General features: G+C 74.8%; 25 protein-coding genes, 1 pseudogene and 1 riboswitch. Of the genes and pseudogenes, 11 read left to right on the top strand and 15 right to left on the bottom strand.

The annotated features are described in order from the left end of the window. Window position 1: 1 nt before the first annotated feature. From ACIQCH_RS10760 to ACIQCH_RS10730, 7 genes are all read right to left on the bottom strand, one after another. Window positions 2-1405 (bottom strand): hypothetical protein, encoded by a 1404-nt coding sequence (locus ACIQCH_RS10760; RefSeq protein ID WP_402580162.1) that lies wholly within the window; start codon window positions 1403-1405, stop codon window positions 2-4. After that, the gene (locus tag ACIQCH_RS10755; protein WP_402580160.1) at window positions 1402-2688 is read right to left on the bottom strand and encodes a CHAT domain-containing protein; all 1287 of its coding nucleotides are present in this window, start codon (window positions 2686-2688) and stop codon (window positions 1402-1404) included. Before ACIQCH_RS10755 ends, ACIQCH_RS10760 begins: the two co-directional genes overlap by 4 nt. A gap of 4 nt (window positions 2689-2692) precedes the next feature. Next, window positions 2693-4153 carry a hypothetical protein gene (locus ACIQCH_RS10750; protein WP_402580158.1) on the bottom strand — a complete coding sequence of 487 codons (1461 nt, stop codon included), beginning with the start codon at window positions 4151-4153 and terminating at the stop codon, window positions 2693-2695. A gap of 17 nt (window positions 4154-4170) precedes the next feature. Beyond that, complete coding sequence (locus ACIQCH_RS10745; protein ID WP_402580156.1) at window positions 4171-5598, bottom strand: hypothetical protein; 1428 nt, start codon at window positions 5596-5598, stop codon at window positions 4171-4173. A gap of 135 nt (window positions 5599-5733) precedes the next feature. Continuing rightward, window positions 5734-7686, bottom strand: a complete 1953-nt coding sequence (locus tag ACIQCH_RS10740; RefSeq protein ID WP_402580154.1) for a hypothetical protein — start codon at window positions 7684-7686, stop codon at window positions 5734-5736. Then, window positions 7683-8450 carry a hypothetical protein gene (locus ACIQCH_RS10735; RefSeq protein ID WP_402580152.1) on the bottom strand — a complete coding sequence of 256 codons (768 nt, stop codon included), beginning with the start codon at window positions 8448-8450 and terminating at the stop codon, window positions 7683-7685. The genes ACIQCH_RS10740 and ACIQCH_RS10735 overlap by 4 nt, the downstream gene beginning before the upstream one ends. Window positions 8451-8609: 159 nt before the next feature. Next, window positions 8610-9554, bottom strand: a complete 945-nt coding sequence (locus ACIQCH_RS10730) for a hypothetical protein (RefSeq protein WP_402580150.1) — start codon at window positions 9552-9554, stop codon at window positions 8610-8612. A 741-nt stretch (window positions 9555-10295) separates the two neighbouring features. Here ACIQCH_RS10730 and ACIQCH_RS10725 point away from each other — a divergent pair. The 5 genes and pseudogenes from ACIQCH_RS10725 to ACIQCH_RS10705 all read left to right on the top strand — a co-directional run. Then, window positions 10296-10652, top strand: a complete 357-nt coding sequence (locus ACIQCH_RS10725; RefSeq protein ID WP_402580148.1) for a peptidoglycan-binding protein — start codon at window positions 10296-10298, stop codon at window positions 10650-10652. A gap of 130 nt (window positions 10653-10782) precedes the next feature. Next, the gene (locus tag ACIQCH_RS10720) at window positions 10783-11409 is read left to right on the top strand and encodes a hypothetical protein (RefSeq protein WP_402580146.1); all 627 of its coding nucleotides are present in this window, start codon (window positions 10783-10785) and stop codon (window positions 11407-11409) included. A 204-nt stretch (window positions 11410-11613) separates the two neighbouring features. Beyond that, entirely contained in the window at window positions 11614-12210 is a 597-nt protein-coding gene (locus ACIQCH_RS10715) for a hypothetical protein (protein WP_402580144.1), read from the top strand. A 20-nt stretch (window positions 12211-12230) separates the two neighbouring features. After that, window positions 12231-12533 (top strand): DUF1905 domain-containing protein, encoded by a 303-nt coding sequence (locus tag ACIQCH_RS10710; RefSeq protein ID WP_402580142.1) that lies wholly within the window; start codon window positions 12231-12233, stop codon window positions 12531-12533. A gap of 147 nt (window positions 12534-12680) precedes the next feature. Next, window positions 12681-13390: pseudogene (locus ACIQCH_RS10705) on the top strand (oxygenase MpaB family protein); the annotation flags it as partial. Between the two features lie 48 nt (window positions 13391-13438). Here ACIQCH_RS10705 and ACIQCH_RS10700 read toward each other — a convergent pair. From ACIQCH_RS10700 to ACIQCH_RS10690, 3 genes are all read right to left on the bottom strand, one after another. Next, entirely contained in the window at window positions 13439-15250 is a 1812-nt protein-coding gene (locus tag ACIQCH_RS10700; protein WP_402580140.1) for a SulP family inorganic anion transporter, read from the bottom strand. Further along, window positions 15247-15921, bottom strand: coding sequence for a three-helix bundle dimerization domain-containing protein (locus ACIQCH_RS10695; protein WP_402580138.1), 675 nt, complete (start codon window positions 15919-15921; stop codon window positions 15247-15249). The genes ACIQCH_RS10700 and ACIQCH_RS10695 overlap by 4 nt, the downstream gene beginning before the upstream one ends. 136 nt (window positions 15922-16057) lie before the next feature. Then, window positions 16058-16576, bottom strand: a complete 519-nt coding sequence (locus ACIQCH_RS10690) for a PaaI family thioesterase (protein WP_402580136.1) — start codon at window positions 16574-16576, stop codon at window positions 16058-16060. A gap of 442 nt (window positions 16577-17018) precedes the next feature. Between ACIQCH_RS10690 and ACIQCH_RS10685 the strand changes: the two genes are divergently transcribed. The 4 genes from ACIQCH_RS10685 to ACIQCH_RS10670 are packed head-to-tail and all read left to right on the top strand — an operon-like array spanning window position 17019 to window position 17994. Beyond that, a complete protein-coding gene (locus ACIQCH_RS10685) occupies window positions 17019-17285 on the top strand; it encodes a GlsB/YeaQ/YmgE family stress response membrane protein (RefSeq protein WP_402580133.1) in 267 nt (88 codons plus the stop codon). 47 nt (window positions 17286-17332) lie between these two features. After that, window positions 17333-17482, top strand: a complete 150-nt coding sequence (locus ACIQCH_RS10680) for a hypothetical protein (RefSeq protein ID WP_402580131.1) — start codon at window positions 17333-17335, stop codon at window positions 17480-17482. Window positions 17483-17539: 57 nt separating this feature from the next. Further along, window positions 17540-17713 (top strand): hypothetical protein, encoded by a 174-nt coding sequence (locus ACIQCH_RS10675; protein WP_402580129.1) that lies wholly within the window; start codon window positions 17540-17542, stop codon window positions 17711-17713. Between the two features lie 59 nt (window positions 17714-17772). Further along, window positions 17773-17994 carry a hypothetical protein gene (locus ACIQCH_RS10670; RefSeq protein ID WP_402580127.1) on the top strand — a complete coding sequence of 74 codons (222 nt, stop codon included), beginning with the start codon at window positions 17773-17775 and terminating at the stop codon, window positions 17992-17994. A 156-nt stretch (window positions 17995-18150) separates the two neighbouring features. On the opposite strand, the gene ACIQCH_RS10665 is transcribed toward ACIQCH_RS10670, so the two are convergent. Then, window positions 18151-18354, bottom strand: coding sequence for a cold-shock protein (locus ACIQCH_RS10665; RefSeq protein WP_030208975.1), 204 nt, complete (start codon window positions 18352-18354; stop codon window positions 18151-18153). A gap of 280 nt (window positions 18355-18634) precedes the next feature. Further along, window positions 18635-18702, top strand: a riboswitch (guanidine-III (ykkC-III) riboswitch). Between the two features lie 14 nt (window positions 18703-18716). Here ACIQCH_RS10665 and ACIQCH_RS10660 point away from each other — a divergent pair. Both ACIQCH_RS10660 and ACIQCH_RS10655 read left to right on the top strand, forming a co-directional pair. Next, complete coding sequence (locus ACIQCH_RS10660) at window positions 18717-19595, top strand: MBL fold metallo-hydrolase (RefSeq protein WP_402580124.1); 879 nt, start codon at window positions 18717-18719, stop codon at window positions 19593-19595. 134 nt (window positions 19596-19729) lie between these two features. Further along, window positions 19730-20587 (top strand): alpha/beta fold hydrolase, encoded by an 858-nt coding sequence (locus ACIQCH_RS10655; RefSeq protein ID WP_402580122.1) that lies wholly within the window; start codon window positions 19730-19732, stop codon window positions 20585-20587. 34 nt (window positions 20588-20621) lie between these two features. Here the strand turns inward: ACIQCH_RS10655 and ACIQCH_RS10650 are convergent, their stop codons facing one another. From ACIQCH_RS10650 to ACIQCH_RS10635, 4 genes are all read right to left on the bottom strand, one after another. Continuing rightward, window positions 20622-21056, bottom strand: coding sequence for a hypothetical protein (locus ACIQCH_RS10650; protein ID WP_402580120.1), 435 nt, complete (start codon window positions 21054-21056; stop codon window positions 20622-20624). After that, entirely contained in the window at window positions 21053-21487 is a 435-nt protein-coding gene (locus ACIQCH_RS10645) for a MarR family winged helix-turn-helix transcriptional regulator (protein WP_402580118.1), read from the bottom strand. Before ACIQCH_RS10645 ends, ACIQCH_RS10650 begins: the two co-directional genes overlap by 4 nt. Before the next feature lie 230 nt (window positions 21488-21717). Then, the gene (locus ACIQCH_RS10640) at window positions 21718-22173 is read right to left on the bottom strand and encodes a hypothetical protein (RefSeq protein WP_402580116.1); all 456 of its coding nucleotides are present in this window, start codon (window positions 22171-22173) and stop codon (window positions 21718-21720) included. A 301-nt stretch (window positions 22174-22474) separates the two neighbouring features. Next, window positions 22475-23365, bottom strand: a complete 891-nt coding sequence (locus ACIQCH_RS10635) for a hypothetical protein (RefSeq protein WP_402580114.1) — start codon at window positions 23363-23365, stop codon at window positions 22475-22477. Between the last annotated feature and the right edge of the window lie 29 nt (window positions 23366-23394).

Below are 23394 nucleotides of genomic sequence, written 5' to 3'. Positions count from 1 at the left end.
CTCAGCCCGGGAAGAGGGCGGGGAGGGTGACCGTCGGGTCGCCGAGGAGGACCAGGCTCTGGCGGTCGATGGCGGAGAGGCGGATGCGGGTCATCTCCGCGCGGACGTCGAGGTCGCCACCGGCGAGGAGGTCGCTCAGGGCGTGCCAGTTGGTGTGCAGCTGGCCGATCTCGGCGCGGTACTCGGCGAAGGCCTGGGCCAGCGGGACTCCGGAGTACAGCTGTTGGGTGAGGGCCGAGACGATGCGTCCGCCGAGCCGTTGACCGGTCTCCTCCACCGTGAGGGTCCAGCTGAACGTCGGCTCGACGTGCCCGACCACGGCGCGTACGGGGTGTTCGCGGCCCAGCGCCGCCAGGGCCGCCGGAGCCACCACCGGGCCGAGCCCGGCCACCGCCGCCACGGTCGCGAACGCCGAGCCGTCCGGATCGAGCAGCGTCTCGTACAGGCTCCGGCCGGCTCCGCCGGCCGAGCAGCAGGCCTGCGCGAACCACACGCAGCCGCTGGGCAGGCCGGCGGCCAGGGCGTCGAGCGGAACGGGGGTCAGGTGCTGGTCGACCGGCAGGCCGAGGGCGGCCCGCAGGGCGGCGGGGTCGTCCAGGGGCGAGACCTGACCGTGGCCGGAGGTCACCACCAGGCCCGGCCGGGACTCTTCGAGCGCGGTGAGGAGGGCGGTGGTGGTGGCCGCGTCACCGGCCAGCTGCCGCAGGTCGGTGAGCGGCGGCGGCACCAGCTTGTCGGTCAGCGGCTGGGTGATCACCTGGCGCATGAGGTTGGTCATGTCCGTCGGGCTGAGGTCCACCGTCCACACGAGCGCCCGGTCGAAGGCGGTCGTGGTCCCCGGCCAGTCGCCGATCAGGGCGTCGACGTAGTGGGCGAGGCCCTCGCCCTCGAGCGGGATGCGCCCGACGGCGTGCCGGGTTCCGAGGGAGTACTGGACCGACCACGGGATGGCCTCGGGTCCGCCGACGATCGCGACGTACATGGGCAGCCGGTCCTTGCCCACGCCGAAGGTCGACATGCCGATGGCCGGGTCCTGAGCGGACCCGTCCGGGAAGTAGCGGCGCAGGAACCGGTCGCCCTCGGGCCGGTCCCGCCAGCGCAGCAGCACGCTGCCCTCGCGGGCGGCCAGCAGGGCGCGCACGGGCTCGGGCGCGTCCACGCCCGCGGCCTTCTGGGCGGGGGTGAGGCCCGGCGAGTCGTCGTCGGGGATCAGGACGCCGTACCCGATGTCGGGGTGGGACCACCGGGTCACGGGCACGGGGGGTTCGAAGGGCAGGACCTTCTGCGAGCGCGGCAGCCCCTGCGGGCGCGCGCCCCAGCTCACGGCCGTGGGGGCCAGTGCGCCGTGCGCGGCCTGCGTCCCGGTCCAGGCGTTCAGGAACAGCTCCTGCGGCAGCGTCGTCACGGCCCCTCCTCGGCGAGCTGTGCGCGGACGGCGGCGATCTGCGCCTCCGCGTGGGCGAGCAGTGCCGGGTCGGCGGTGGCCGGGTCGAGGCGGGCCATGAACTCCTCCCAGAAGTCGAGGACGCCGCGCAGGGTCGCGAAGGCGGCGGGCGAGAGCGTCGGCGAGCCGGGGAACACCCGGAGGGGGTCGCGCTGGACGTACAGGACGGGGTCGGTCCAGGCGTCGAACTGCTCCGGGTCGGCACCGGCGAGCACGACGCGCGGGGCGGTGAAGGCCGCCGCCCAGTCGATCTCCCGTGCCTCCTGCGCCCCGGTGGTGACCGCGCGCCCGACGGCCGCGACGACCTCCGGGTACAGGGCCGCGCAGAAGCGGTCGGTGTCGTGCAGGTCCACCATGCGGCGCATGCCGGCGACCGCGGCGATCCCGTTCGAGACGAGGTCGTGGGCGAGCGCGGGGCCGTCGGTGGCCTGGGCGCTCTGGCAGGCGCACAGGACGACCAGCCAGGCGGCGGAGGGCTTGAGGACGCTGACCAGTTGGGGCAGTTTGAGCAGGACCGAGCCGGTCGGTGCCTCGGCTTCGAAGTCTCCGGTGTGGGCGAAGGCGAGGGTGCGTACGCCGGCGACCGCGCCGCCGTGGCAGAGCAGGTGCAGCAGGTGCGGCCGCGCCGCGGTGATGCGGCTCTCGAGCTCCGGAGCGGTGGCCGGCAGTACCTCGGCGGTGACCTCCGCCAGGCCTGCCGCGTGCACGGCGTCCAGGACCGCCTGCTGGGCGCTGATGACGTGGACGTGCACTCCGATCGAGGCGGCGGCGGGCGTGGTCGCCGCCCGGAGCAGACCCTGCAGCTGCTTGGTCCCGTCCTCCCGTGCCGCGGACAGCACGGCGACGATCCGCAGCGGCGGGACGAAGGAGCGGGCCGGCACGGGTCGGACCACCTTGGCGATCCGGCCGATGGGCCAGCGGGAGTCCAGGGCGAGGAAGCCGTTCTCGGGGTCGAAGAGCTCCTCCCATGCCAGTTCGTCGGCCCGTTCGGAGACGACGTGGAAGTAGATCGGGTTCGGCGGGGCCCCCGCCGGCAGGGCGACCGCACTGGCCATGCCCTGGCCGACGGACGAGTGCAGCGCGAGGAGGTCGCGCAGCACCGTGCCGCGCTGGACCAGCGTCCCCACGGGTACGGGGAGTTCGGTGAACTCGGAGGTGCCGGCGCCCGGGATCGAGCCCGGGGCCTCCACCAGCGTCAGGGTGGTGCCCTGTCCGAGCGGCGCGAAGCTCACCACCGTACGCATCGCCTCACGCCTCCCCGGTCCTGCGGTCGACGAACGCGCGCAGTTCCGCCAGGGCCAGTGCGGTGCCCCGGTCGTACGCCTGCTTCATCCCGGGCGTCTCGCCGGGGACCGCGGCCGTCTCCAGGACCTCGGCCGCCTTCGCCTCCAGGTACCGCTCGCTCGCGGCGACCCAGCCGGGCACCTCGGCGACGGATGCGTACCGGGCGGCGACCTCCTGACCCGCCACCGCACCCAACGCGCCCGGCACGAGTTCGAGACTGGTCTCCGAGCCGTCGACGTCGGCGCGCCCGCCGAGCCAGGACCGGTCCGGCGGCTCGGGGTCGGGCCACGCGTCGTGCAGGGAGCCCCGTACCCGGTCGGGCTGCAGGTACGCGAAGAGGGAAGGGGCGGTGGGGATCCGCCCGCCGCCGCCGGGGGCGGCGACGTAGGCGTGTGCTTCGGCCAGGGCTTCGCCGTCCGGGTCCGCCGACAGGTCGCTGTAGAAGGTCGGGCCGGCCCGCTCCAGGCCGATGCCGTCGGCGAGGATCCGGGTCGCCGTGTCGTACGGGTTGCCGGGTGGTGACCCGACGGAGAGGGCCGAGGCCCCGAGGGTGTCCGCCAGCAGCCGGACCGCGTCGCCGCCCACGTACGCGCAGCCGTGCGGGCCGTGGGGCGACCCGGGGTCCGCGCTCACGGCCAGCAGCGGGCGGTTGCCGTCGAAGGACGCGTCGGCGACGAGGTGCAGGGCCCGTACGGCCCGGGAGCCCAGGCCTGCGGCGATCCAGTCCCCCCACACCAGGGAGCTCTCGGCGCGCCGTGCCGCGGACCGCCCCGGCCGGCGGAACTGGGGCACTCCGCGCAGGGTGCGCTCCCGGGACGCCGGCAGGGCCTCCGACGGGTCGTGGAGCACGCGCTCGTGCACCGTTCCCCTGAACCGTGCGCGGAGTTCGTCGTGGGTCTCCCGGTCGGCGAACACGTGCACGTCCAGGGGGGCGAGGACCGCATGCTCCAGGCTCAGGATCAGGCCGCTCACGTACCTGCCCGCCCACGTGCTGCCCGGGGCGGCGTTGACGGCGATCGCCACGCTCCAGGCGGCGCCGGGGTCCGCGCCCTCCGGAAGCCGGTCGGGGACGCGCAGCAGGGGCCGCTCCGTCGCGGGGACGAGCTCCCGCTCCCAGGGGACGGCACCGAGGTACCCGTACGGGGGGACGAGGCGCAGCCACAGGGCGGCCTCGCCGCCGAGCTCCTCGTGCACGACCCGGCGGACGGTGGCCGACACCTGGTCGGGGACGCGTGCGCGGTCGGGCGGGTGCATGCCTTCGGAGAGGCCGTAGGCGGCGAGGGGCAGGGTGAGCTCGGCGTAGGTCTGCTGGACGCCGTCCGGGTAGCCGAACACGTCCGCCGTGACGGCGGGCTCGGGGCCGGAGAGGTCGAGCCGGACCTGTAGCACCGCGAGGTGCCACCTCTCGATGAGGATCATGGCCATGGTCGTTCCCGAGCCGGTCAGTCGGGGCGGGTGAGGTCGTGCAGGGCCCACCAGGTCACGGGGTTGCTGATGTCGCCGTGGCCGGAGATGGCGGGCAGGCCGTTGATGTCGACCCCGCCGTCGACGGCGATGACGCGGGCCCCGCCGGCCAGCGGGTAGCGGCCCTCGCCGGGGACCGCCGCCTTCTCCTCCACGGCGAGTCCGGTCAGGCCGGCCGGGCCGAAGCCGCCGAGGGCCCCGTACAGGTCGGTGTTGCCGACGCCGGCGAAGTCGGGCTCTCCGAGGTGGCTGCCGCGCATGGCGAGGTGGAAGAACCTGGTCAGCGGGGCGTCGTGGGAGGAGAAGGTGGTCATGAGCGGCCGGGTGACCTTGTCCAGCACGCCGTGGAAGCCGCCGGCCCGCTGGGTTCCGGCGACGTGGGGTGCGAAGCACCACCGGTTGACCGCGGGCTGGAGGAGCAGTACGCAGTGCGCCGGCCGCGGCGCGGCGGCGGTCGTCAGGGCGGACAGGACGACGCGGGCGCCGAAGGAGTGCCCGATCAGGTGCAGTCGGGCGGCGCTGTGCGTGAGGACGTGTTCGACGAGGGGGCCGAGGCCGTGGGCGCCGACCGTGCCGGCCCGGGCCTTCATCTTCCAGACCGTGGCCATGCGCAGGAGGTCGCGCGGGTCGAAGTCGAGGCCGGCCGCGCCCGGTTGGGCCTCGTGGGGGTGGTCGCCGATGGTGCCGAAGCCGATGGGTGCCGCGCCGGGGTCCCCGGCCGCGCCGTCCCCGGGGGTCCCGGGGGCTCCGTCGGGAGGGGACCCGGGGGCTCCGCCGGCGCCCGCGCCCCCGTCGCGGGCCAGAGCGTCGAGGGCGGCCCAGGCCTCGAGGAGGTCCTCGGGCTGCGGGGGCGGTGAGCCGTCGTCGGGGTCCGGGCCGGCGCGCAGTGCCTCGATCGCGATCTCGGCGATCCGCTCGGCCGTGGCCGCGTCCACGGCCCGGCGGCCGTCGACGGCCTCGGTGAACTCCTGGTCCCGGGCCGGTTCCAGCGACGAGGTGACCAGCTCCAGGAGCTCCTCGACCTCGGCCGCCTGCCGGCCGAACGGGTCCGGGTCGGCGGCGATCTGCGGCCCGGCCTCCCAGGGCATGACGAAGCTGGTGGAGGGCCAGACGGCACCCACCAGCAGCGGGCGGTACGGCGCCGGCTTCGGTATGCCGAAGGCGGCGCCCTGGGTGACGAACCCGGTCGCGAAGCCCCGGTAGCGGTCGAGGGCCTGGGCGAAGACGTTGTTCCAGCCGTGGGCGAAGCAGAAGACGTCGGTCACGTCCCCGGGGTCCTGCACCCGGGCCCTGACCTCCGCCGCCGCCTCCGGGCTGCGCAACCGCCCCTGGTCGTCGTAGCGCAGCAGGTAGAGGTCGGCCGAGCCGCCACCGTCCATGGGGATGTGTTCGAAGGGACCGGCCATGACGACCTCCCTGCACGTACGTGTGCACCGCGGAGCCGCGACCTTCCTCTTCCATGCTTCACCCCACTGACGGGTAGGGCAAACCAGGCCCGTGCCCGCGCGGTCAGGTGGCGGAGGCCGGCACCGGACGGGCGGTCAGGGTGGGGTGAGGGTCAGGGTGTAGCGGGCCGCGACGGTGGTGGTCGCGTCGAAGGCGCGGCAGTTGACGACGGCGTGGGCGATCGCGGTGGTGGCGCGGAGGAGGGTGAGCTCCGGGGGGCGGCCCGGGGAGAGGACGAGACGGGCGTCGGCCCAGGTCGTGGTCACGCTCACGGCCGTGCTCGTGCTGTGCGAGCCGGTCAGCAGGCGGGCGGTGCCACGGGCGGCGGTGGGCCGCAACCGCAAGGGGGCGACGCCTCCGCCTTCCGAAGCGGTGAGCGTGCCGTCGGGGTGCAGCGTCCAGGTGACGCGGGCGAGACGGTCCGCCTCGGTGCGGGTGCGCGCCGGGCCACCGATCAGCGGTACGGCGGCCGTGACCCGGGCCGTGCGGAAGGAGCGTGCCGTGCGGTCCGGTTGGGGGCCGGCGGGTCCGTTCGCGGTGGGCAGGGTCAGGGACGGCAGGCCCCTGGGCCGCTGTGGGGGGCTGGGCGGGGAGGGCGTCGGGCAGGGCGTCGGCGCGGCCGACGACGTCGTCGTCGGGGGCGAGGCGGGCCAGGGGGGCTGCGTACCGGCCCGGGCTTCGTGGTCGGTGGTGGGCAGGTGGCCCAGCAGGAGTGCGGCGGCCGGGAGCAGGGCCGCTGCCGTCCAGACGGGCCGGGCGATCCGTGTGCCGGTCGGCGTGCCGGGGTGGACGGGCCTGCGCCGGAGGCGGGAGGCCGTGGTCAGCAGGGGCCACAGGAGCAGCACGGCGAGTACCGGCCCCCACGGGAGGCCGGCGGCGAGCTGCCGGCGGGCCAGGACCAGCGCCGTCCACCAGGCGTCGGACCAGGTCGCCCCGAGCAGGTGGTAGGCGGGTACGGCGCCGACCAGAGCGAGGGCCAGGTCCGCGAGGAGCGCCGCGGGGAGTGCGGCGAGGAGGAGCAGGTCCGCCGTGGGGCGGCCGGTCCGTGCGGCGAACCACTGCCGCAGCCGGAGGGGTGGGTGGTGGAGCCGGGCGGTGCCGCGCGGGGCGGTGGCGGCGATGTGCTCCAGCGCCCGGCGCAGGTTCTCGGGCCCGCCGACGGTGGCGGCGTGGCGGTCGGCGGCGAGTTCCGCCGTCCACAGGGCGCAGACCGGGACCAGCAGGGCGTGCGGCACCGCGAGGACGACGACGAGGAGTTGCGCCGGCATCAGGCCGGCGGCGGGACCGGCGGTGAGGAACAGCGTCACCACGGGGAGCAGTGCGCACAGCGCGAAGACGTACGGCCACCGGCGCACCAGCGCCGGGAACGGGCTGCCGATGCCGGCCAGGTGCTGTTCGCCGGCTCGCCGGTGGCCGAGTTCGTGCAGGAGGACGGCCCCGGCCGCGCCCCGGTCGCGGCGCCACAGCACCAGGAGCGGCTCGAAGGCCGCGATCCGGGTGGAGCGCGGGCCGCCCGGGTACACGCGGGCGATCTGGTCCCGGCGCACGGGGTTGACCTGCAGTTCGGTGCGGGGCGCGTGGTCCGCCAGGAAGCGGGCGATCTCGTCCAGCACCTCGCGTCCCTCGGCCAGTACGGGGGCGGCGGGCGGGAGCAGGCCGTAGCGCCGTTCCACGGAGCGACGGCGTACGCCCGGCAGGAGCGCGCCGAGCACCCCGGCCAGGACGTGGACGACCGGCATCAGCTGTACGGCGGACAGGGCGACGAGCGTCAGGAAGCCGCCGGAGGTGGCGAGTCGGGAGGGGTACGCGCCGTGGCCCAGGAGGTCCGCGGCCCGGTCGGTCCACCAGCGGGCCAGGGCGGGGGCCCGGACGAGGTAGAGGGCGAAGAGCAGCCAGAGCCAGGGCGGTGGGCCCGCGTGGGACGGGTTCGCGGCGGGTGCGGGGCGGGGGGTCGGGCCGCCGGGGTGTGGAGGGCGGTCGCCGTTGCGGTTCCCGTGGCGCGTGGGGTTGCCGTTGCGGTGGGAGTCGGGGTTGCCGTCGGGGTTCATCCGGCGGGGGCGTCTTCGGCCCGGCCGGGACGGCGGCGGCGCAGTCGGTCCAACCGGCTGCGGAGGGCGGCGGCCCGACCGCTCCTGGACGGTGCGGTGGCCGGTGCGGCCGCCGGCTCGTGGGCGACGAGGCGGTCGAGGAAGGCGATGGCGTCGGACGGGTCGCGGTCCGCGGCGAGTTCGGCGACGAGTGCGCAGGCGAGCTGCTCCGCGGTGGGGTTCGGCACGCCGCGGGCGAGGAGCCGGTCCCGTAATCGGGCGGCAGCCTCCAGGGCTCCGGGCGGGGCGGCTGCTGCGCGGGGAGGGGCGGCCGGGGCGGGGGTGCCGGGGGCGGGGGCACCGGAGGCCGGGGCGGGCGGCTCCGGTGCGGACGGGCCCGGTGCGGCGGGGGCCGCACCCGCGCCGGGCGTACCGTCGCGGGACCGCTGTGCGCGCTGCTCGTGGAGGCCGGCGAGGAGGGCCGTCGCGGCGAGGATGCTGGTGAACTCCTGGCTGCGCAGCACCGCCCGCACTGCGTCGGCGCCGTACGCGAGGGCGTCGAGCAGGTCCGGGAGGAGCGTGGCGAGCCCGCCCCCGGCACCGCCGGGGGCGTGGCCTCCCGTCGCCAGGAGCTCGCGGCGCGGCGCGCCGCCGGCCGCGTACGTGCGGGTGATCAGGGCGGCGTAGTCGCGTTCGTCGGGGGCCAGCAGCAGGGCGATCCTGCGGCCCCAGCGGTCGAGGACCTCCTCGCCGCCCGTCGCGGGGTGGTGTGCCTCGGCGTCCATGTCCTGTCGTGCCCTTTCGTCCGTCGGGCCGCCGGCGGTCGCGTGGGGCCGTCGGCGTCCCGGGTGTGGTGAGGAGTGCCGGCGTCCGGCGGCCGTGCGGCCGCGTCCCCTCCGTGCGCCGTGGCCCGGGTGCGGGCCGCGGGGCCCGTACCGTGCGGGTCACTTGGGGGACGCGGTGAAGCGGAGACCGAACTCCTCGGAGTCCTGCACGGTGCTGCCCTTCACGGTGAGGGAGGCGCCGCGGGCGTCGAGGTCGCCCTCGATGGTCGTGCCGGTGTCGACCGCGTGCGGGAAGCCGCCCGGGAGGGTCCCGAGGTCCGGTCGGCAGGGGACCAGCGGGCCGGGCCAGTTGAGCAGGTTCAGCGTGGTTCCCTCGGCCGCGTGGGTGTCGGTGAGCCGTCCGGTCAGCCGGCCGCCCTCCCAGTCCAGGTCCCAGTAGACGAGCAGGACCCGGGGGTCGCGGGGGTTGCCGGCCAGGTCCTGCCCCGAGCCGGTGCCGACGCCGGCGGACCACAGGGACAGGGCGCCCGCCTGGGTGGGGGCACCGACCGTGAGGACGAGCGAGAAGGGGTTGTCCTCGCTCTGCCCGCCGCCTTCGCGCGGGCGGCTCAGGTCGAGCGTGGCGGGCACGGAGTACGTGCGCGTGCCCGCGAAGTGGCGTGAGCCGCCGGCTCCGCAGGAGTCGTACGCGTCGACGCTCACCTCCGCCGTGCCCTGGTAGCGGGTTCCCCACAAGGACTGCGCGCCGCTGGTGCCCTGCCCCGGCGGCTCGGAGGGGGCGTCGGTGTCGTCCTCGGAACTCTCGGTGGGCGTGGCGGGGGTGGTCGCGGGGGCCGCCGTGGGGGACGCCTCCGCGGTGGCGGACGGTGCGGCGGAAGCGGACGGTTCGGCAGAGGTCGCCGCGGTGACGGTCGGTCCTGCGTCCGGGTCGCGATCCGTCCCGGAGCAGGCGGCCAGGACGAGGACCGCGGCCAGCACCGGGCCGCCGCGGCCGAGGTGGCGCAGGCGCCGGGCGCGGGCTTCCGACGTGCGGGGCGGTGCGGCGGTGTGCCGCGCCGTGTTGCCGGACGTGCGGCGTGGTGTGCGGCGCGTGCTCGCGGGCATCCGCGACCCCCTCCCCGATCGGCGGTCCGCCGCCGTTCCGACCCGGACCGTCCCCCCTCGGAGGGCCCACGCTACGCCCGGCCGTGCGCCGGCGTACCCCGTGCGACGGGAAGTCTCCTGACGGACCGTCCGGGGTACGGGAGCCGGTCGCGGACCCCGCGCAGGGCCCGGGCCTGATCCCGGCCCTTCCCGTCCGTCCCGGAATCCGCGTGGCGTCCGTGTCCGCAGGGGTCCCCGTCCCACGTACCGCGGGACACGTCCCGCCCGTCCCGGCGGCCGTCCCGCCGCCCGTCCCACCGGCCCGCCGGGCGTACGTTCCTTCCCCGGCGGGGCGTGGGCCACGTACTGCTCCCGCTCCCCGACGCCGTCCCACGACTCGGCCCGTCGCCGCGAGAACCCGCAGGTCAACGACCTGGGACGGAGATCACTCCGGGAGGGACGGCCTGCCGTCCACCCGGGACGCCCGCCTGTTGCCCCGCCGATCCCGGCTGTGGAACAGTCCTGACCGCTGCGCACCGGGCCGGCCGAGCCGCCCGGTTCCGCGCCTCTCCTCCCCGCTCTCCGCGGCCCCCATCCCCCCGGGGGCCGCGGTCGTCGCGGTCGTCGTGGTCCGCGACCGGGGAGGGGAGGCGCCCGCGGCACCGGAACCGTCGAGCACCGACGGGCCGGGAACCGCGTCGGCGGCCGTCCGCGGCCGCCGGTCCGGCCACTGATCCCACACGACCCAGGAGCAGCACCTCCATGCGCAAGCTCGCCGCCCTCGGCACCACCGCCCTGCTCGTCGGCCTCGGTTTCACCACCGCGCCGGTGGCCTCCGCCGCCCAGCCCGGCGGGGTCTGCTCGAACCACAGCACCGAGCAGCCGATGCTCGAGTACGGCGACCGTGGCCCCGCCGTCATGGCCCTCCAGTGCGAACTGAACCGCACCATCCGGTGGTCCAACCTCGAGGTGGACGGGATCTTCGGCCAGAAGACCTACGACAAGGTGATCGAGTTCCAGGGCAAGGACTGCATGAACATCGACGTCGACGGCATCGTCGGCCCCATCACCTGGAACCTGCTGAACCGCTGGAGCAACGCCGCCCGCTACATCTGCTGAAGTCCGCCGGGCGTCGGCCACGACGGCACCCCGTACCACCGCCGCCCAGCCACCGGTGACGTCCCGTCACTTTGGCGTAAAATCGCCGTTCGATGTCCCGCATCCCGACGACGAGCAGGAGCACCGACCGTTGAACCAGGAGCGTCACGAGCAGGCACGGTCGTTCCTGCACCCCGGCGAGCGCCTCGTCGCCGTCTCCTCGTACGAGCCGGCACCGGGCGCCCCGACACCGCCGGAGGCCCTGGTCGGTCCCCCGCCCCCGTCGGCGCTCGGACGGCAGATCGAGCGCAGCCTGCCGGGGCCCGTGGCCGCCGTCTTGCGCTCCCGCGTCCTGGACCCGAGGCGTTCGGCGCCGGCCGCGGCGGCGAACGCGTTCGACCGGGCCCCGGACGTACTCGACGAGCTGGGGACGCGGATGATGCACGGCGCGGCCCTCGGTGGTGGCTGGCACGGCACCGCCGGGCAGTTCCTCGTCGCCCGGTCCAGGGCCCGCGGCGCGCGGTCGGGCCTGCTCGCGGTCACCGACCGCCGCTGCTTCGCGCTGAGCGACCTGACCCCGCTGTGGCGCAGTACGCCGCGCTGGGAGCCGGCCTGGGAGGTGCCGCGGTCCGTTCTGACGGGCCTGCACCGCGACGCCAAGGGCCTCGTGCAGCGGTCGCGGATGCGCGTCGAGTTCGCGGACGGTTCCTGGGTGGCCGTCCTGGCTTCCCATCCCGGGGAGGCCGACGCCTTCGTCGCCGCGGTGGGCCGCGGCTGACGCGGCCGGCGCTCGGCCGACCGACGGGCGGCTCGGCGCCGGGCGCCCCGCCGGACAGCACCCGCCGGACAGCACCCGCCGGACAGCGTGCGCCGCACGGCGCGGGCCATCCGGGCGGGGTGCCCGGCCGCTGCGGCATGGCGGCCGGAGGCGCCCGCGCCCAGCGGGGGAAGCTGGTGCCGTCCCCTCTGGCAGGAGTAGCGCGTGAGCGATCGCAGCCTTCGAGCCGCCCCGTCCCCCGCGACCCCCACCGCCACCGCCACCGCGGGGGACGGCGTTCCCGCTCCCGGCGTGATCGGCATCGGACTGGCCGCGGTGCTGACCTTCGCCCTCGCCCAGGGCTCGTGGCAGTGGTTCGCCACGTACATCGGCCTGACGCTCCTCGCGGTGATGCTCGCCTTCCAGCGCCGGGCCCGGTGGACCCCGGCCATCCGCTCGGCGTACGTGCGCGGCCTGGTCGCGTACGCCCTGGTCGTCGGCCTGTGCGTGGCGATCGCGCTCGCGCCCCTGTTGCAGCGCCAGGCCTGGCTGTTCCCGATGCCCGGGACCCGCGCCGACTGCGCGTTCCTGGGCCGGTACCAGGTGCTCCAGACCGAGGCGGCCCTGGGAGGGCTGGCCGGCAAGGACGACGCGGCCCTGGCGGCGGCGCAGCGGGCCCAGGGCGGCGCGGCCGTCGAGCAGTGCCTGGCCGCCACGACGACCCTGTGGCTGCCCGTTTACGGCCTGGCGGCGGCCGTACTGGTCGGAGCGGGCGCCTGGTTCAACGACCGGGCGCGGAGCCGGAGCCGGCCCGCCCCGTAGGCACGTGCCATGCTCGGCCCATGCAGTTCGCCTTCGACGCCGAGCTCTGGATCTGGGACGCCCGGCGGGACGACAGCTGGACCTTCGTCAGCCTCCCGACCGACGTCTCCGAGGAGATCCACGACATGGGCGGGGTACCCCGGCGCGGCTTCGGCTCCCGAAGGGTACGCGTGACGATCGGCGGCAGCACCTGGCTGACCTCGGTCTTCCCGGACAGCGCCCGCGGTTGCTACGTCCTGCCGGTCAAGCGCGCCGTACGCACGGCCGAGTCGATCGAAGCGGGCGACACCGCGGCGGTCACCGTCGAGCTCGTCGACCCGTAGCCGCGGCGCGGCGAGTTGGTGGCCGGGGAGTGCCTGGAGGTGCTGCGCACCGGGCGCGGATCCCTGCCGCCGGACCCGGGGCGCTCGCTGCAGGTCGTCCGTTACAAGGCTGCCAGGCGCGGGCCGACCGACTGCTGTCCGTCGAGGGTCTCCACCGCGCTGTCGTTCGCCGCGATGCCCGCCTGCTACCTGGTGCCGCACGTGGCGAAACTGCTCAGCGCCACCCACTCGCTGCAGTATCCCTCCCGGCGCATGGCCGAGACGGGGCGGTTCACCGTCTACCTGATGCAGCCGGGGGCGTTCGAAGCGGGCAGCCGGTTCATCCCAGCGGCGCAGAAGGTCCGGCTGCTGCACGCCGCGATCCGGTACCACCTCGGGCGCGAGGACCGCTGGGACGTGGCGGCGCCGGGCACGCCGATCTGCCAGGAGGACATGATCGGCGGTCAGACGATGTTCTCCCTCCAGGTGCTGGACGCCCTGCACCGCCTGGGCGTCCACCTGTCGAACGAGGGGGCCGACGCCCACTTCTACGCCTGGCGGGTGGTGGGGGCCATGCTCGGCATCGACCTCGCTCACATGCCCGCCGACCTCGACGAGGCCCGTGACTTCTCCGACCCGTACATGGCCCGCCACATGGGCCCCTCCCCCGAGGGCGTGCACCTGACGCGGCAGCTCGTCGACCTGTACGAGGACGTGGTCCCTCGGTCCTCGAGCTGAGCGCGCTGACGCGCGGGCGCGTCATGCAGTACGCCATCCCGGAGGAGCTCAAGGGCGACTGCGGCGTCAGGTCGGCACGGTCCCGGCGGGAGCGCTGGACACCCCCCGCCCTCACCCCGGAACGCCATCCGACCGGCTGAGCGCCGCCGCGGCCGGCGACCCGGTGGGCGTGTCCTCCGGGCACGTGGTCACTCCTCGTCGACGGGGGGCGGGGAGGCGCCGGGGGGCGGGGACGCTCCGGGGGGAGAGGACGCCCCCGGGGGCTGGGGCCGCGGGGTCCATTCGGCGCCGGTGCGCAGGCGGAACGCGGTGACCGCGGCCTCGACGGTGGGGAAGAAGTGGTCCGGGTTGATGGTGCGGGTGAGTTCGTAGCGTTCGATCTTCCGGCGTACCGGGTCCTTGAGCTCGGCGAAGACCAGGTGGACGCCCTCGGCGTTGAGTTCCTCGTCGAGGTCGGCCAGGACGTCGGCGGCGGTGGTGTCCACATCGGTCATGGGCTCGGCGGCGATCACGATCCACGCGGGCCGCGGGTCCGCGCCGGCCAGCCGCCGGACCTGGTCGCGGAACGTCTTGGCGTTGGCGAAGAAGAGCGGGGCGTCGAAGCGGTAGATGACCAGGCCCGGCAGCTGCCCGGACCACGGGTAGGACCGGATGTCGTGGTAGCCCTCCAGGCCCTGCACCCGCCCCAGCACGGTGTTGTACGGCCACCAGGCGCGCCGGAAGACGTTGAGCACGGACAGGGCGACGGCGATCGCGATGCCCTCCAGCACGCCGAGCAGGGCCACCCCGGCGAAGGCCGCGAAGCACAGCAGGAACTCCGTCCGGCGCTGGTGCCACAGCCGCGCCGCCCCGGGGACGTCGGCCAGGGACAGCGAGGCGGTGATGACCACGGCGGCGAGCGCGGGCTGCGGGAGGTTGCGGAACAGTCCCGGCGCCAGCACGAGCATGAGGACGATGAGCCCCGCGCCGACGACCCCGGTGAGCTGGCTGCGGGCCCCGGCCCGCTCCGCCACCGCGGTCCGGGACCCGCTCGTGCTGACCGGGAAGCCCTGGAAGAGGGCGGCCGCCAGGTTGGCCACGCCCACGCCCGCCATCTCCTGGTTGCCGCGGACCTCCTGACCGGTACGGGCGGCGAAGGCCGAGGCGTTGGAGATCGTGTCGGCCAGGGAGACCAGGGCGATGCCGAGCGCGCCGGCGAACAGCGGCGCGAGGTCGGCGAGCCGCACGTCGGGGAGCGTGAACGGCGGGAAGCCCTCGGGCAGTACCCCGACCAGGCCGACGCTGTGCTCGCCCAGGTCGAAGGCGCTCGCGGCGGCGATCGCCAGGACCACCATGACGAGCACCGCGGGCACCTTCGGCAGGAAGCGCTGGAGGAGCAGGATCAGGGCGATCCCGCCGATCCCGACCGCGGCGGCGGCCGGCACCACCGCACCGTCGGCGATCTTCTCCACCACGCCGACGCACTCGCCGATGAGGCTGTCCGCCTCGACCTTGAAGCCGAGGAGCTTGGGCAGTTGGCCGATCAGGATGGTCAGGGCCAGGCCGTTCATGTAGCCGATCATCGTCGGTTTGGACACCAGGTCGGCGATGAAGCCGAGCTTCGCCACCGAGGCCAGGATCATGATGCCCGCGACCATGACCGCGAGCATCGAGGCCAGCGCGACGGCCCGGTCCGGGTCCCCGCCGGACGCCACCAGGGGCAGCACGGTGGCGGCGATCATGGGCCCGAGCGAGGAGTCGGGGCCCAGCACCAGGATCCGGGAGGGTCCGCACACGGCGTAGCCGAGCAGGCAGAGGATCGTCGTGTACAGGCCGGTGATGGACGGCAGGCCGGCCAGTTCGGCGTACGCCATGCCCTGCGGCACCAGGAGGGTGGTCAGCACGGCCCCGGCGACGAGGTCCTTCAGGAGCCATTCGCGCCGGTACGTCGAGACGGCGCGGACCCCGGGCACCGCCCGAAGCCGCGAGCGGAACCCGCGGCCACCGCCCCGGCCCGTCATCGACCGCCCTTCCACCACGTCCTGCCGACGGAGGTCGGGGCGGTCGCGGGTCGTTGCTCACCGGTGCCGAGGGGGCTGACCGGGAGGACCGTCCCGGGGGGAGCCCCCTGGGGTACGTGGGGTCGGGCCGTGGTGCGGTGGGTGGCGCGGAGTTCCGAGCGGGACCGGCGTTCGACGAGGATCGGTATGTAGGCCCTGACCTTGGCATGGTGGAACGAGGCGTACGCGGCCCGGACGGTCCCCTCGACGGTGGCCGCGTCGGCCAGGGGGTAGGCGGCCCGCAGCCGTACCACGATGTCCCGCACGGAGGCGAGTTCGTCCTGCGGGCCGGACGGCGTGGGTGGCGGGCCGTCGGGGTCCGCCGGAGCGGCGCCCCCTGCCTGCTCGTGCCGGACGTCCGGGACGAGGCCCGGAAGGTCGTCGGCGACGGAACCCGGGCGGTCGTCCGTGAAGACGTCCGGGCCGCGGTCGGCCCCGGCGTGGTCCCCCGCCCGCTCCGGGCCCGCCGCCCCGCCCGGCTCCGCGGGCCCGGCCGGCCCGCGGCCGCCGGGCAGCACCGGCGTGAGGAAGGACCAGAACGCGCCGCGGCGGCGCAGCCCCCGATGCCGGCGCCCCAGCCCGGCGGAGGCCTCGCCCGTGCTGCCTGCGGCGCGGGGAGTCGACGGTTCCATGTCCCACGACCTCCCGACCGCAGAGCCGCGCCCTCGCCCTCGCCCGCGCGGGACGATGTGCCTCGCGCCCATTCTCCCGTCGTCCGGGCATGATCGCCCTCCGTGGCGGGGGGCGGATTTCACCCGTCCGCAGGACTCAGGGGCGCAGGACGGCGCAGGTCGTCGTACCGTGCGCGTACAGCTTGCCGTCACGGGTGCCGACGATGCGGGCCTCGGCGGTGGCGGTGGTGCGCCCGACGTGCAGGGCGGTGCCCTCGCAGCGCAGCGTGGGGGTGTCGGACAGCACCGGACGGATCATGTGCACGCCGAGTTGCACGGTGGTGTACGCGGTGCCCGCCGGCAGCCGGGTCATCACCGCCGAGCCGAGCGCCGAGTCCAGGAGCGTGGCGAGGAAGCCGCCGTGCACGGTGCCCATGGGGTTGAGCAGGTGGTCGCCGGGGTCCCCCTCGAAGGCGGCGAAGCCCTCGCCGACCTCGGCGAGCCGGAAGCCGAGGGTGCTCATGATCGAGGAGGCGGGCAGCATGCCCTTCTGTGCGGCCCGGAGGATCTCGAGGCCGGTCATGCCGAGGAGTTCCGGGGTCGGTTCGGGGCGCGGCTGCCAGGTGTGCGTACGGGTGCGGTCCGGCGCGGCGGTGATCGTCTCGTGCGTGCTCATGGCTCGACCGTAGGAGGCCGGGAGACCGGACGGGAGTGTCGGATCCGGCAGCTTGCGGATGGATTCCGACACCACGGCGGATCGGACCCCTCACCCTCGACGGGTGATGCCGGACCGGGCCACCCGGCGAATGCTGGACGGGAGCCGGTCCATGCCCCGGACGCACCTCACGCCCGCCCGGACGACCGGCCCGCCGGTACATCGGTGCCATGGCGCTGGCCGGCCTCGTCGCCGCCGCGATGCCGCCCCGCACCGCGGGCCCGGGGACGCGGGGCGCGCCGGAGCGGGCCGCCCCGAGGAGTCCCTGAGCGGACCCGGCGCGAACGAGACCGCGGCTCAACAGTGAGGATGTCCGCATTTGTCCGCATTTGTCCGCGTTTGGAATCCGTGCGACTGCGCAGAAGAACTACACGAACCGCATGCGTGAGACGAGGGGCACTCCATGAGCATCATCGGCTGGATCATTCTGGGGCTGCTCGCCGGAATCATCGCGAAGCTCCTGATGTCGGGCCGCGACCCCGGCGGCATCATTCTCACGACACTGATCGGCATTGCCGGCGCCCTCCTGGGCGGCTGGCTCGGGAAGGTCATCTTCGACATCGACTCGATCGACGGCTTCTTCGAGCTCTCGACGTGGATCGCGGCCATCGTGGGCTCCCTCGTCCTCCTGGCGGTCTACCGCCTCGTGGCGGGCCGGAGACGTTCGTGAGGGTCGGCCCGGGACGGCGCCGACGCAGGAGGTGGCGCCGGCGGCGGGTGCTCGCCCGCTGGGCGGCCCTCGTCCTCACCCGCCGCTTCGCCTTGAGGGCGTTGGCGTGGGGCGCCCGGCTCACCGTCCGCAGCGCCCTGCACTTCTTCCGCCTCTCCGCGCGCGCCTCCCTCCGCCGCCGACTGCGACTGGGGTGAGGCCCGCGGAGGGCGCAGCCACCCCGCCCGACACCCACGGCAGGGAAGGAAGTTCGGATGAGCACCACCGAGAAGATGAAGGCCAAGGCCGAGCAACTGCTCGGAAAGGCCGTCCAGAAGACGGCGCACGCCATGGGCAACAAGACGAACGAGGCCAAGGGCGCGGCCCTGCAGGCCCGCGGAAAGGCCCGCGAGATGAAGGAAAAGGGAAAGGACCACCTCGGGCACTGACCGCTCCCGGTCGACGTGGCGGGGCGGGGCGGGTCCGAGCGAGGAAAGGAGCCCGAGCGATGGACGGAACGCAGCACGGCGCGGTGGGCGGCGCGGAGCGCGCACGCCAGGAGCCGCGGGCCGGTCGCGGGGAGCGGGTCGACGATCACCCGGGCCCGGACCCGGTGCACCCCGAGGCGAGCAGGCCGGTCGCGGGCAAGACTCCCGAGGAACTCAGGAAGCGGGAGGAGCGGCGGATGACACGGGGCCGGGCGGCAGCACGGCGGACGCCCGGGCGGTGACCCGCAGCGGCGGCGAGCCGTGGGCAGTGAGCGCCGGCGAGCGGTGGGCTGCCCGCCGGCGAGCGGTGAGCACCGGCGGGCAGCAGGACGGCGCCCGCCCGGGAGGCGGGCGCCGTGACGGACGAACCGGCCCGCGGCCGGGTCACCGGGGGCGGGTCAGGCGCGGGTGATGTTCTCCGCCTGCGGGCCCTTCTGCCCCTGGGTGACGTCGAACGTGACGGCCTCACCCTCCCGCAGCTCCCGGTAGCCGTGTCCGGCGATGTTGGAGTAGTGGGCGAAGACGTCCGGTCCGCCTCCGTCCTGGGCGATGAATCCGAAGCCCTTCTCGGAGTTGAACCACTTCACCGTGCCACGCGCCATGATCATCCTTCTTGACATGCCATGCGGCGGTCCGCGGACCGCCCCGGCCCCCGGTTGGAAGCCTGGCCTCGTCTTACCCACCCGTCCCTCCGTCTACACCGACCACTCTCGCTGTCCGTGGGCATCCGGCTACTCAGAAGGGAGCGAGTACCCGCACTCTCCCCCACTGCGGGCTTGACACGGAGACACGGCGGGGGCGGCAGGACGGCGGGGATCCGACGCGGTACTGACCCGTCGGGCCGTCGGGACGCCGCCGCGCGGGCCGGTGGTACGGTCGCCCATGGCGGCGCGTACGTGCCGGCCCCGGACGAGACGTGCGCCGTACCCGGCCCGCCAAGACGACGCACCCGAGGAGACGCCACATGGGTGCCCGCACCTCCCTGGTCGACTTCGCCGGTGCGACTCCCCCGCCCCGCCCCCTGGGCGTCCGGTGGATCCACGGCTCGCCGTCGGCCAAGCACAACACCGACCCGGACATCCAGGTCCACGCCTACGACGAACACACGTACGTCCTGCGCCAGAACATGGCGATCGACTACGAAGCGCCCTTCCTCTTCCTGCTGTTCGGCAACGACCGGGCCGTGCTGATCGACACCGGCGCCACCGCGTCCGCCGAGTACTTCCCGCTTCGCCACGTCGTCGACGGGCTCGTCGCGTCGTGGCTGGACCGGCATCCCAGGCCCGGGTACCACCTGCTGGTGCTCCACACCCATCCGCACGGGGACCACGTCGCGGGCGACGGCCAGTTCGCGGACCGTCCCGACACCACGGTGGTCGGCGCGGAACCGGCCACCGCCTGGCCGTACTTCGGTTTCGACGACGATCCGGACGGCGTGGCACGGGTGGACCTGGGAGGGCGCGTGCTGGAGTGCCTGGCCACCCCGGGCCACCACGAGGCCGCGGTCACGTACTACGACCCGTGGACCGGGTTCCTCCTCACCGGCGACACGGTCTACCCCGGCCGCCTCTACGTCCAGGACTGGAAGGCGTTCACCCGGACCATCGACCGTCTGATCGACTTCTGCGGCGAGCGGACGGTCACCCACGTGCTGGGGTGCCACATCGAGATGACGCGGGAGCCCGGCGTGGACTACCCGATCCGCACCGTCCACCAGCCCGACGAGCCGCCGCTGGAGCTGACCACGGGCCACCTGGACGAGATCCGCGCGGCGCTCGAGGAGATCGGCGATCGGCCCGTCCGCCGCGCCCTTCCCCTGTTCGTGCTCTGCCCCGGCGCATGACCGCGCGCGAGGCGACGACTTCGGCCACGGCATCGGCACGGGCATCGGTGCCGATGGTGTCCGGTCCGTGCCGTTGCCGTTCGGTGCCCGGGCGGGGATGATCGCTGCGGTATCGGCTGTCAAACGGGGGTGCCATGCCGCGGATCGAGTTGTCGTGCGGACCGATCGACTACCAGGACACCGGCGGTGCGGGGCCGGTGCTCGTGTTCGGGCACGGCGTGCCGATGAACGAGACGCAGTGGCGCAAGGTGGTCCCCCTGCTGGACGGGTACCGCTGTGTCCTGCCCACGCTGCCCCTGGGTGGTCATCGGCAGCCCATGCACCCCGACGCCGACCTGTCCCAGCGCGGTGCCGCCCGCATCCTGGGCGAGTTCGTCGAGCGCCTCGGGCTGGACCAGGTGACGCTCGTGCTCAACGACTGGGGCGGAGGCCAGTTCCTGCTGCTGGAGCCGGAGGGCCGGCGCATCGCCCGCATGGCGCTGGTCGCCTGTGAGGCCTTCGACAACTTCCCTCCCGGGCCGGCCAAGGCGCTGGCCCAGGTGAGCAGGGTCCCCGGGGGCGTCCGACTGCTGACGCGGCTCATGCGCGTTCCCGCGTTCCGGCACCACCCCAAGGGCTACGGCGGGATGAGCCTGCGCGGCGTGCCCGACGAGATCGTGGACGACTGGTTCGGCCCCGCGACCCGCAGCCGTGGCGTTCGCCGGGACTTCGCGAAGTTCGCGACCGGCGCACCCGACCGCGGCACCCTGCTGGCCTGGAGCGAGCAGCTGCGCCGGGTCGACCTGCCGGTCCTGGTCGTCTGGGCCGACCGGGACCCTCTGATGCCGCGCGAGCACGGGCCGCGGCTGGCCGAACTGTATCCGCAGGGCCGGCTGGTGGAGATCGCGGATTCCGCCACGCTGATCCCCGAGGACCAGCCCGAGCGCCTCGCCGAGGTGCTCACCGAGTTCCTGGTCCGGACCGGGGCGAAGCCGGTCGACCCGGCCGGCTGAGCGCCGCCGGCCGCTCGGGGTCCCCGGCGGGGCCTCACCCGGCGCGCCGCCAGGGGAAGGGCTCGTTGTCGGGCTCGACCCAGCCGGTCCGGGCGGCGGGGCCGGCCAGCGTCGTGGAGTGGTAGAAGCGGGACAGCAGCTTCTTGTCGAGCAGCGCCGGGTTGCGCTCGGCGAACGAGTCGAAGTCGGCGGTGTCCTCCTGGTCAACGTGGTGGCCGACCAGTTCGACCCAGGCCCGGCTGACGGTGGCGTGGTACTTCTGCGGGGCGCCCGCGTAGCGGGCGGTGGCCCGGATGCCGTCGCTGACCAGCCGCACGGCCGGTCCCGTTCCGCAGCGCCGTACGGCCAGCCAGGTCAGGTGGACGTGCTGACGGTGGCCGAAGTGCTCGGCGGTCGCCATCACCTCGGCCATCAGGTCGCCGAACAGCGGCGCGGCGTCGTCCTGCGTGGTGCGGGGGTCCGGGGTCACGACTCCTCCTTGATGAGTGCGTCCACCACGGCGTGGAAGCCCGCGACCGCGTCGGCGGGCAGCGCGGTGAGGGCGCGCGCTTCCACGCCCGCCAGCGTCTCCTCGATCAGGGTCGCCGCCGCCCGTCCGGTGTCGGTGAGCTCGACGAGGACCGAGCGGCGGTCGCCGGCCAGGGTGCCGCGGGTGATGTGTCCGCGCCGCTCCAGGCGGTCCAGCACGCTGGTGAGCGTGGTGGGTCGGCTGCCGACGGCGGCGCCGAGCTGGGACACGGTGCGGGACTCTCCGTCGGCCAGGTTGGCCAGCGCGTTGATCTCCGAGGCGGTCAGGCCGAGATCGACGAGCGCGGTGGTGATCAGGTGCAGCGTGGCGTGGGTCGCGCGCTGGAGGGCCAGCAGCACGGACCGGTCGGATTCGACGCTTTCGTACTTCATGATTTCGGATAATACGACATCGTAATAACGGTGGGCAAGAGTCGACCCCGGCCGAGGGTGCCGGCGCGGGCGCAGCGGCACGGGCAGAGACAGGCATGGGCGCGGGCGCGGCGGCGGGAGCTCGCGCGCGTACGGCCGAGTGGGGCCGGCCGCGACAGCGCCGGCCCCACTCCGCCCGCCCCCTCGGCGGCCCCGCTCCCGTCAGGAGGGAGCGCGGCGCCGAGCGGGGATCAGCAGGTGATCGTGACCTCGTGGACGACCGGACGGGCCGACCAGGGGAAGGAGGCCACCCCGAAGGTGCCGCGGACGGTCGAGCCGCAGGCCGCGGTGGTCACCACGCCGTGCACCTCGAGCGGCGTCGCGATGAAGCGGACCGGCCGGTCCTGTGTCACGGGCGCGATCCCGCTGCCGACGACCTCGGCGGAAAGCGTCGTGAAGAGCTCCTTCGGCGCGGGCGCCGGGCTGCCCGGGGAAGGCGGGCCGGCCAGGCCGACCTTGCCGTAGAACTCGACGACACCGTCGGTGACGTCGGCGCAGAGCCGGGTGGACAGGCCCGCCTGCAGCCCCGAGTAGCCGCAGGAGGTCACGGTCTGGGCGGTGGCGGTGGCCTCGGTCGCCTCGGCAGGGGCGCCCGCGAGCGCGGTCAGGCCTGCGACGCCGACCGCGAGAAGGGCCATGCGGTTCATCGGGGTACTCCTTGTCATCGTGCACGCCCCGGGTCTGGGGCGTCTTATGTCATGTGATATTTCACATGACATAAGAACCTCAGATGATCAACACGTGAACGCCCCCCACCACCACCGTGGACGGCTCCTGACGAACCGCCGACTCCGGCCACATTCAGGCGAGTTCCGGTCAGGGACCGGCCGCGCGACGGCCTGACGACGGCCGCCGCACACCCCCTCGAACGACGCGCGGGCGGCGGTCCACACGCGGACGGACCGCGGCGGGACCGCCGCCCGCTCGGGCGACGCCGGGGTGGAGCCGCTAGCGCAGCTTGACCCACTTGTCGGTGGTGACGGTCACGTAGGAGCCGAGGTCGGGGTCGGTGGCCGCGGCATCGCCGAAGACCTTGAGGCGCTCGGACTTGACGAACGGCGTGTCCGTCTCGGGCGTGTGCACCTGAACCGGAGCCCGCCAGGCCACGGCCTGCCCCGGCACGCAGTCCACCTCGGTACGGAACCCGCCCTGCACGAACTTCGGCTGCTCCTGGCTGGCGGAACCGAAGACCGCGACCTTCACCGGCTTGGTGCAGGTGACCGTGCCGGTCAGCGTCGCCCTGCCCGCCTTGGAGAGCTTGCCGTTGGCGTCGACCGTGACGCCGAGGGCCACCGGCTTCGGCGGGGTGACGTCGTTCGCCATCAGGTAGCCCCTGAGCAAGCCACGGTCGTCGCAGTCCTGCGCGTAGGACAGGTCGATCTTCTTGACGGCCGTGCCCTCGCCGAAGACCAGTTCCTTGATGGTGAAGGCGCCGGTCAGGGTGGCACAGCCGCCGAACGAGCCGTTGACGAAGATGCCGGGCTGGTCGAGGGCGGTGTCCGGGGACTGCGGGGCCTTCACCGCGTTCGCGTACGTCCCGGGCGCGAGGGACTGTCCGGCGGGCGCGGCGAGGTCCACGGTCCACGAGTCGTCCGGCCGGGTGACGGTGACCCGGAGCGTGCGGTGGTCGGCGGAGGCGGTGACCTCGATGGTGTCGCCCTGACCCGGCCCGTACCAGCGGGCCTGGTCGTCGTAGCCGTCTCCCTGGTCCCCGGACCAGTTGAACTCGCCCTGCGGCATCTCGGCGGCGTGGACGGTGCCGGCTGCGGCCAGCGGCAGCGCGAGCGCGGCGGCGGCGAGGACCGCGGCGGTGCGGACCGCGGCGGTGCGTGCGGGCATGCGGAAATGCACTGTGTGTACCCCCCGTA

Origin of the sequence: Streptomyces sp. NPDC093225, from assembly GCF_044753805.1 — a bacterium.
GTDB lineage: Bacteria > Actinomycetota > Actinomycetes > Streptomycetales > Streptomycetaceae > Streptomyces.
Note: the sequence above shows the minus strand (reverse complement) of the source record. Positions and strands in the feature narration are given on the sequence as shown.

Coding starts and splice junctions, on each gene's coding strand:
- ACIQCH_RS10670 (WP_402580127.1), top strand. CDS start 17,773: ATGGACGGAACGCAGCACGGCGCGGTGGGCGGCGCGGAGCGCGCACGC.
- ACIQCH_RS10690 (WP_402580136.1), bottom strand. CDS start 16,576: ATGAGCACGCACGAGACGATCACCGCCGCGCCGGACCGCACCCGTACG.
- ACIQCH_RS10665 (WP_030208975.1), bottom strand. CDS start 18,354: ATGGCGCGTGGCACGGTGAAGTGGTTCAACTCCGAGAAGGGCTTCGGA.
- ACIQCH_RS10645 (WP_402580118.1), bottom strand. CDS start 21,487: ATGAAGTACGAAAGCGTCGAATCCGACCGGTCCGTGCTGCTGGCCCTC.
- ACIQCH_RS10660 (WP_402580124.1), top strand. CDS start 18,717: ATGGGTGCCCGCACCTCCCTGGTCGACTTCGCCGGTGCGACTCCCCCG.
- ACIQCH_RS10725 (WP_402580148.1), top strand. CDS start 10,296: ATGCGCAAGCTCGCCGCCCTCGGCACCACCGCCCTGCTCGTCGGCCTC.
- ACIQCH_RS10695 (WP_402580138.1), bottom strand. CDS start 15,921: ATGGAACCGTCGACTCCCCGCGCCGCAGGCAGCACGGGCGAGGCCTCC.
- ACIQCH_RS10685 (WP_402580133.1), top strand. CDS start 17,019: ATGAGCATCATCGGCTGGATCATTCTGGGGCTGCTCGCCGGAATCATC.
- ACIQCH_RS10635 (WP_402580114.1), bottom strand. CDS start 23,365: ATGCCCGCACGCACCGCCGCGGTCCGCACCGCCGCGGTCCTCGCCGCC.
- ACIQCH_RS10735 (WP_402580152.1), bottom strand. CDS start 8,450: ATGGACGCCGAGGCACACCACCCCGCGACGGGCGGCGAGGAGGTCCTC.
- ACIQCH_RS10710 (WP_402580142.1), top strand. CDS start 12,231: ATGCAGTTCGCCTTCGACGCCGAGCTCTGGATCTGGGACGCCCGGCGG.
- ACIQCH_RS10755 (WP_402580160.1), bottom strand. CDS start 2,688: ATGCGTACGGTGGTGAGCTTCGCGCCGCTCGGACAGGGCACCACCCTG.
- ACIQCH_RS10730 (WP_402580150.1), bottom strand. CDS start 9,554: ATGCCCGCGAGCACGCGCCGCACACCACGCCGCACGTCCGGCAACACG.
- ACIQCH_RS10675 (WP_402580129.1), top strand. CDS start 17,540: ATGAGCACCACCGAGAAGATGAAGGCCAAGGCCGAGCAACTGCTCGGA.
- ACIQCH_RS10740 (WP_402580154.1), bottom strand. CDS start 7,686: ATGAACCCCGACGGCAACCCCGACTCCCACCGCAACGGCAACCCCACG.
- ACIQCH_RS10700 (WP_402580140.1), bottom strand. CDS start 15,250: ATGACGGGCCGGGGCGGTGGCCGCGGGTTCCGCTCGCGGCTTCGGGCG.
- ACIQCH_RS10745 (WP_402580156.1), bottom strand. CDS start 5,598: ATGGCCGGTCCCTTCGAACACATCCCCATGGACGGTGGCGGCTCGGCC.
- ACIQCH_RS10655 (WP_402580122.1), top strand. CDS start 19,730: ATGCCGCGGATCGAGTTGTCGTGCGGACCGATCGACTACCAGGACACC.
- ACIQCH_RS10640 (WP_402580116.1), bottom strand. CDS start 22,173: ATGAACCGCATGGCCCTTCTCGCGGTCGGCGTCGCAGGCCTGACCGCG.
- ACIQCH_RS10750 (WP_402580158.1), bottom strand. CDS start 4,153: ATGGCCATGATCCTCATCGAGAGGTGGCACCTCGCGGTGCTACAGGTC.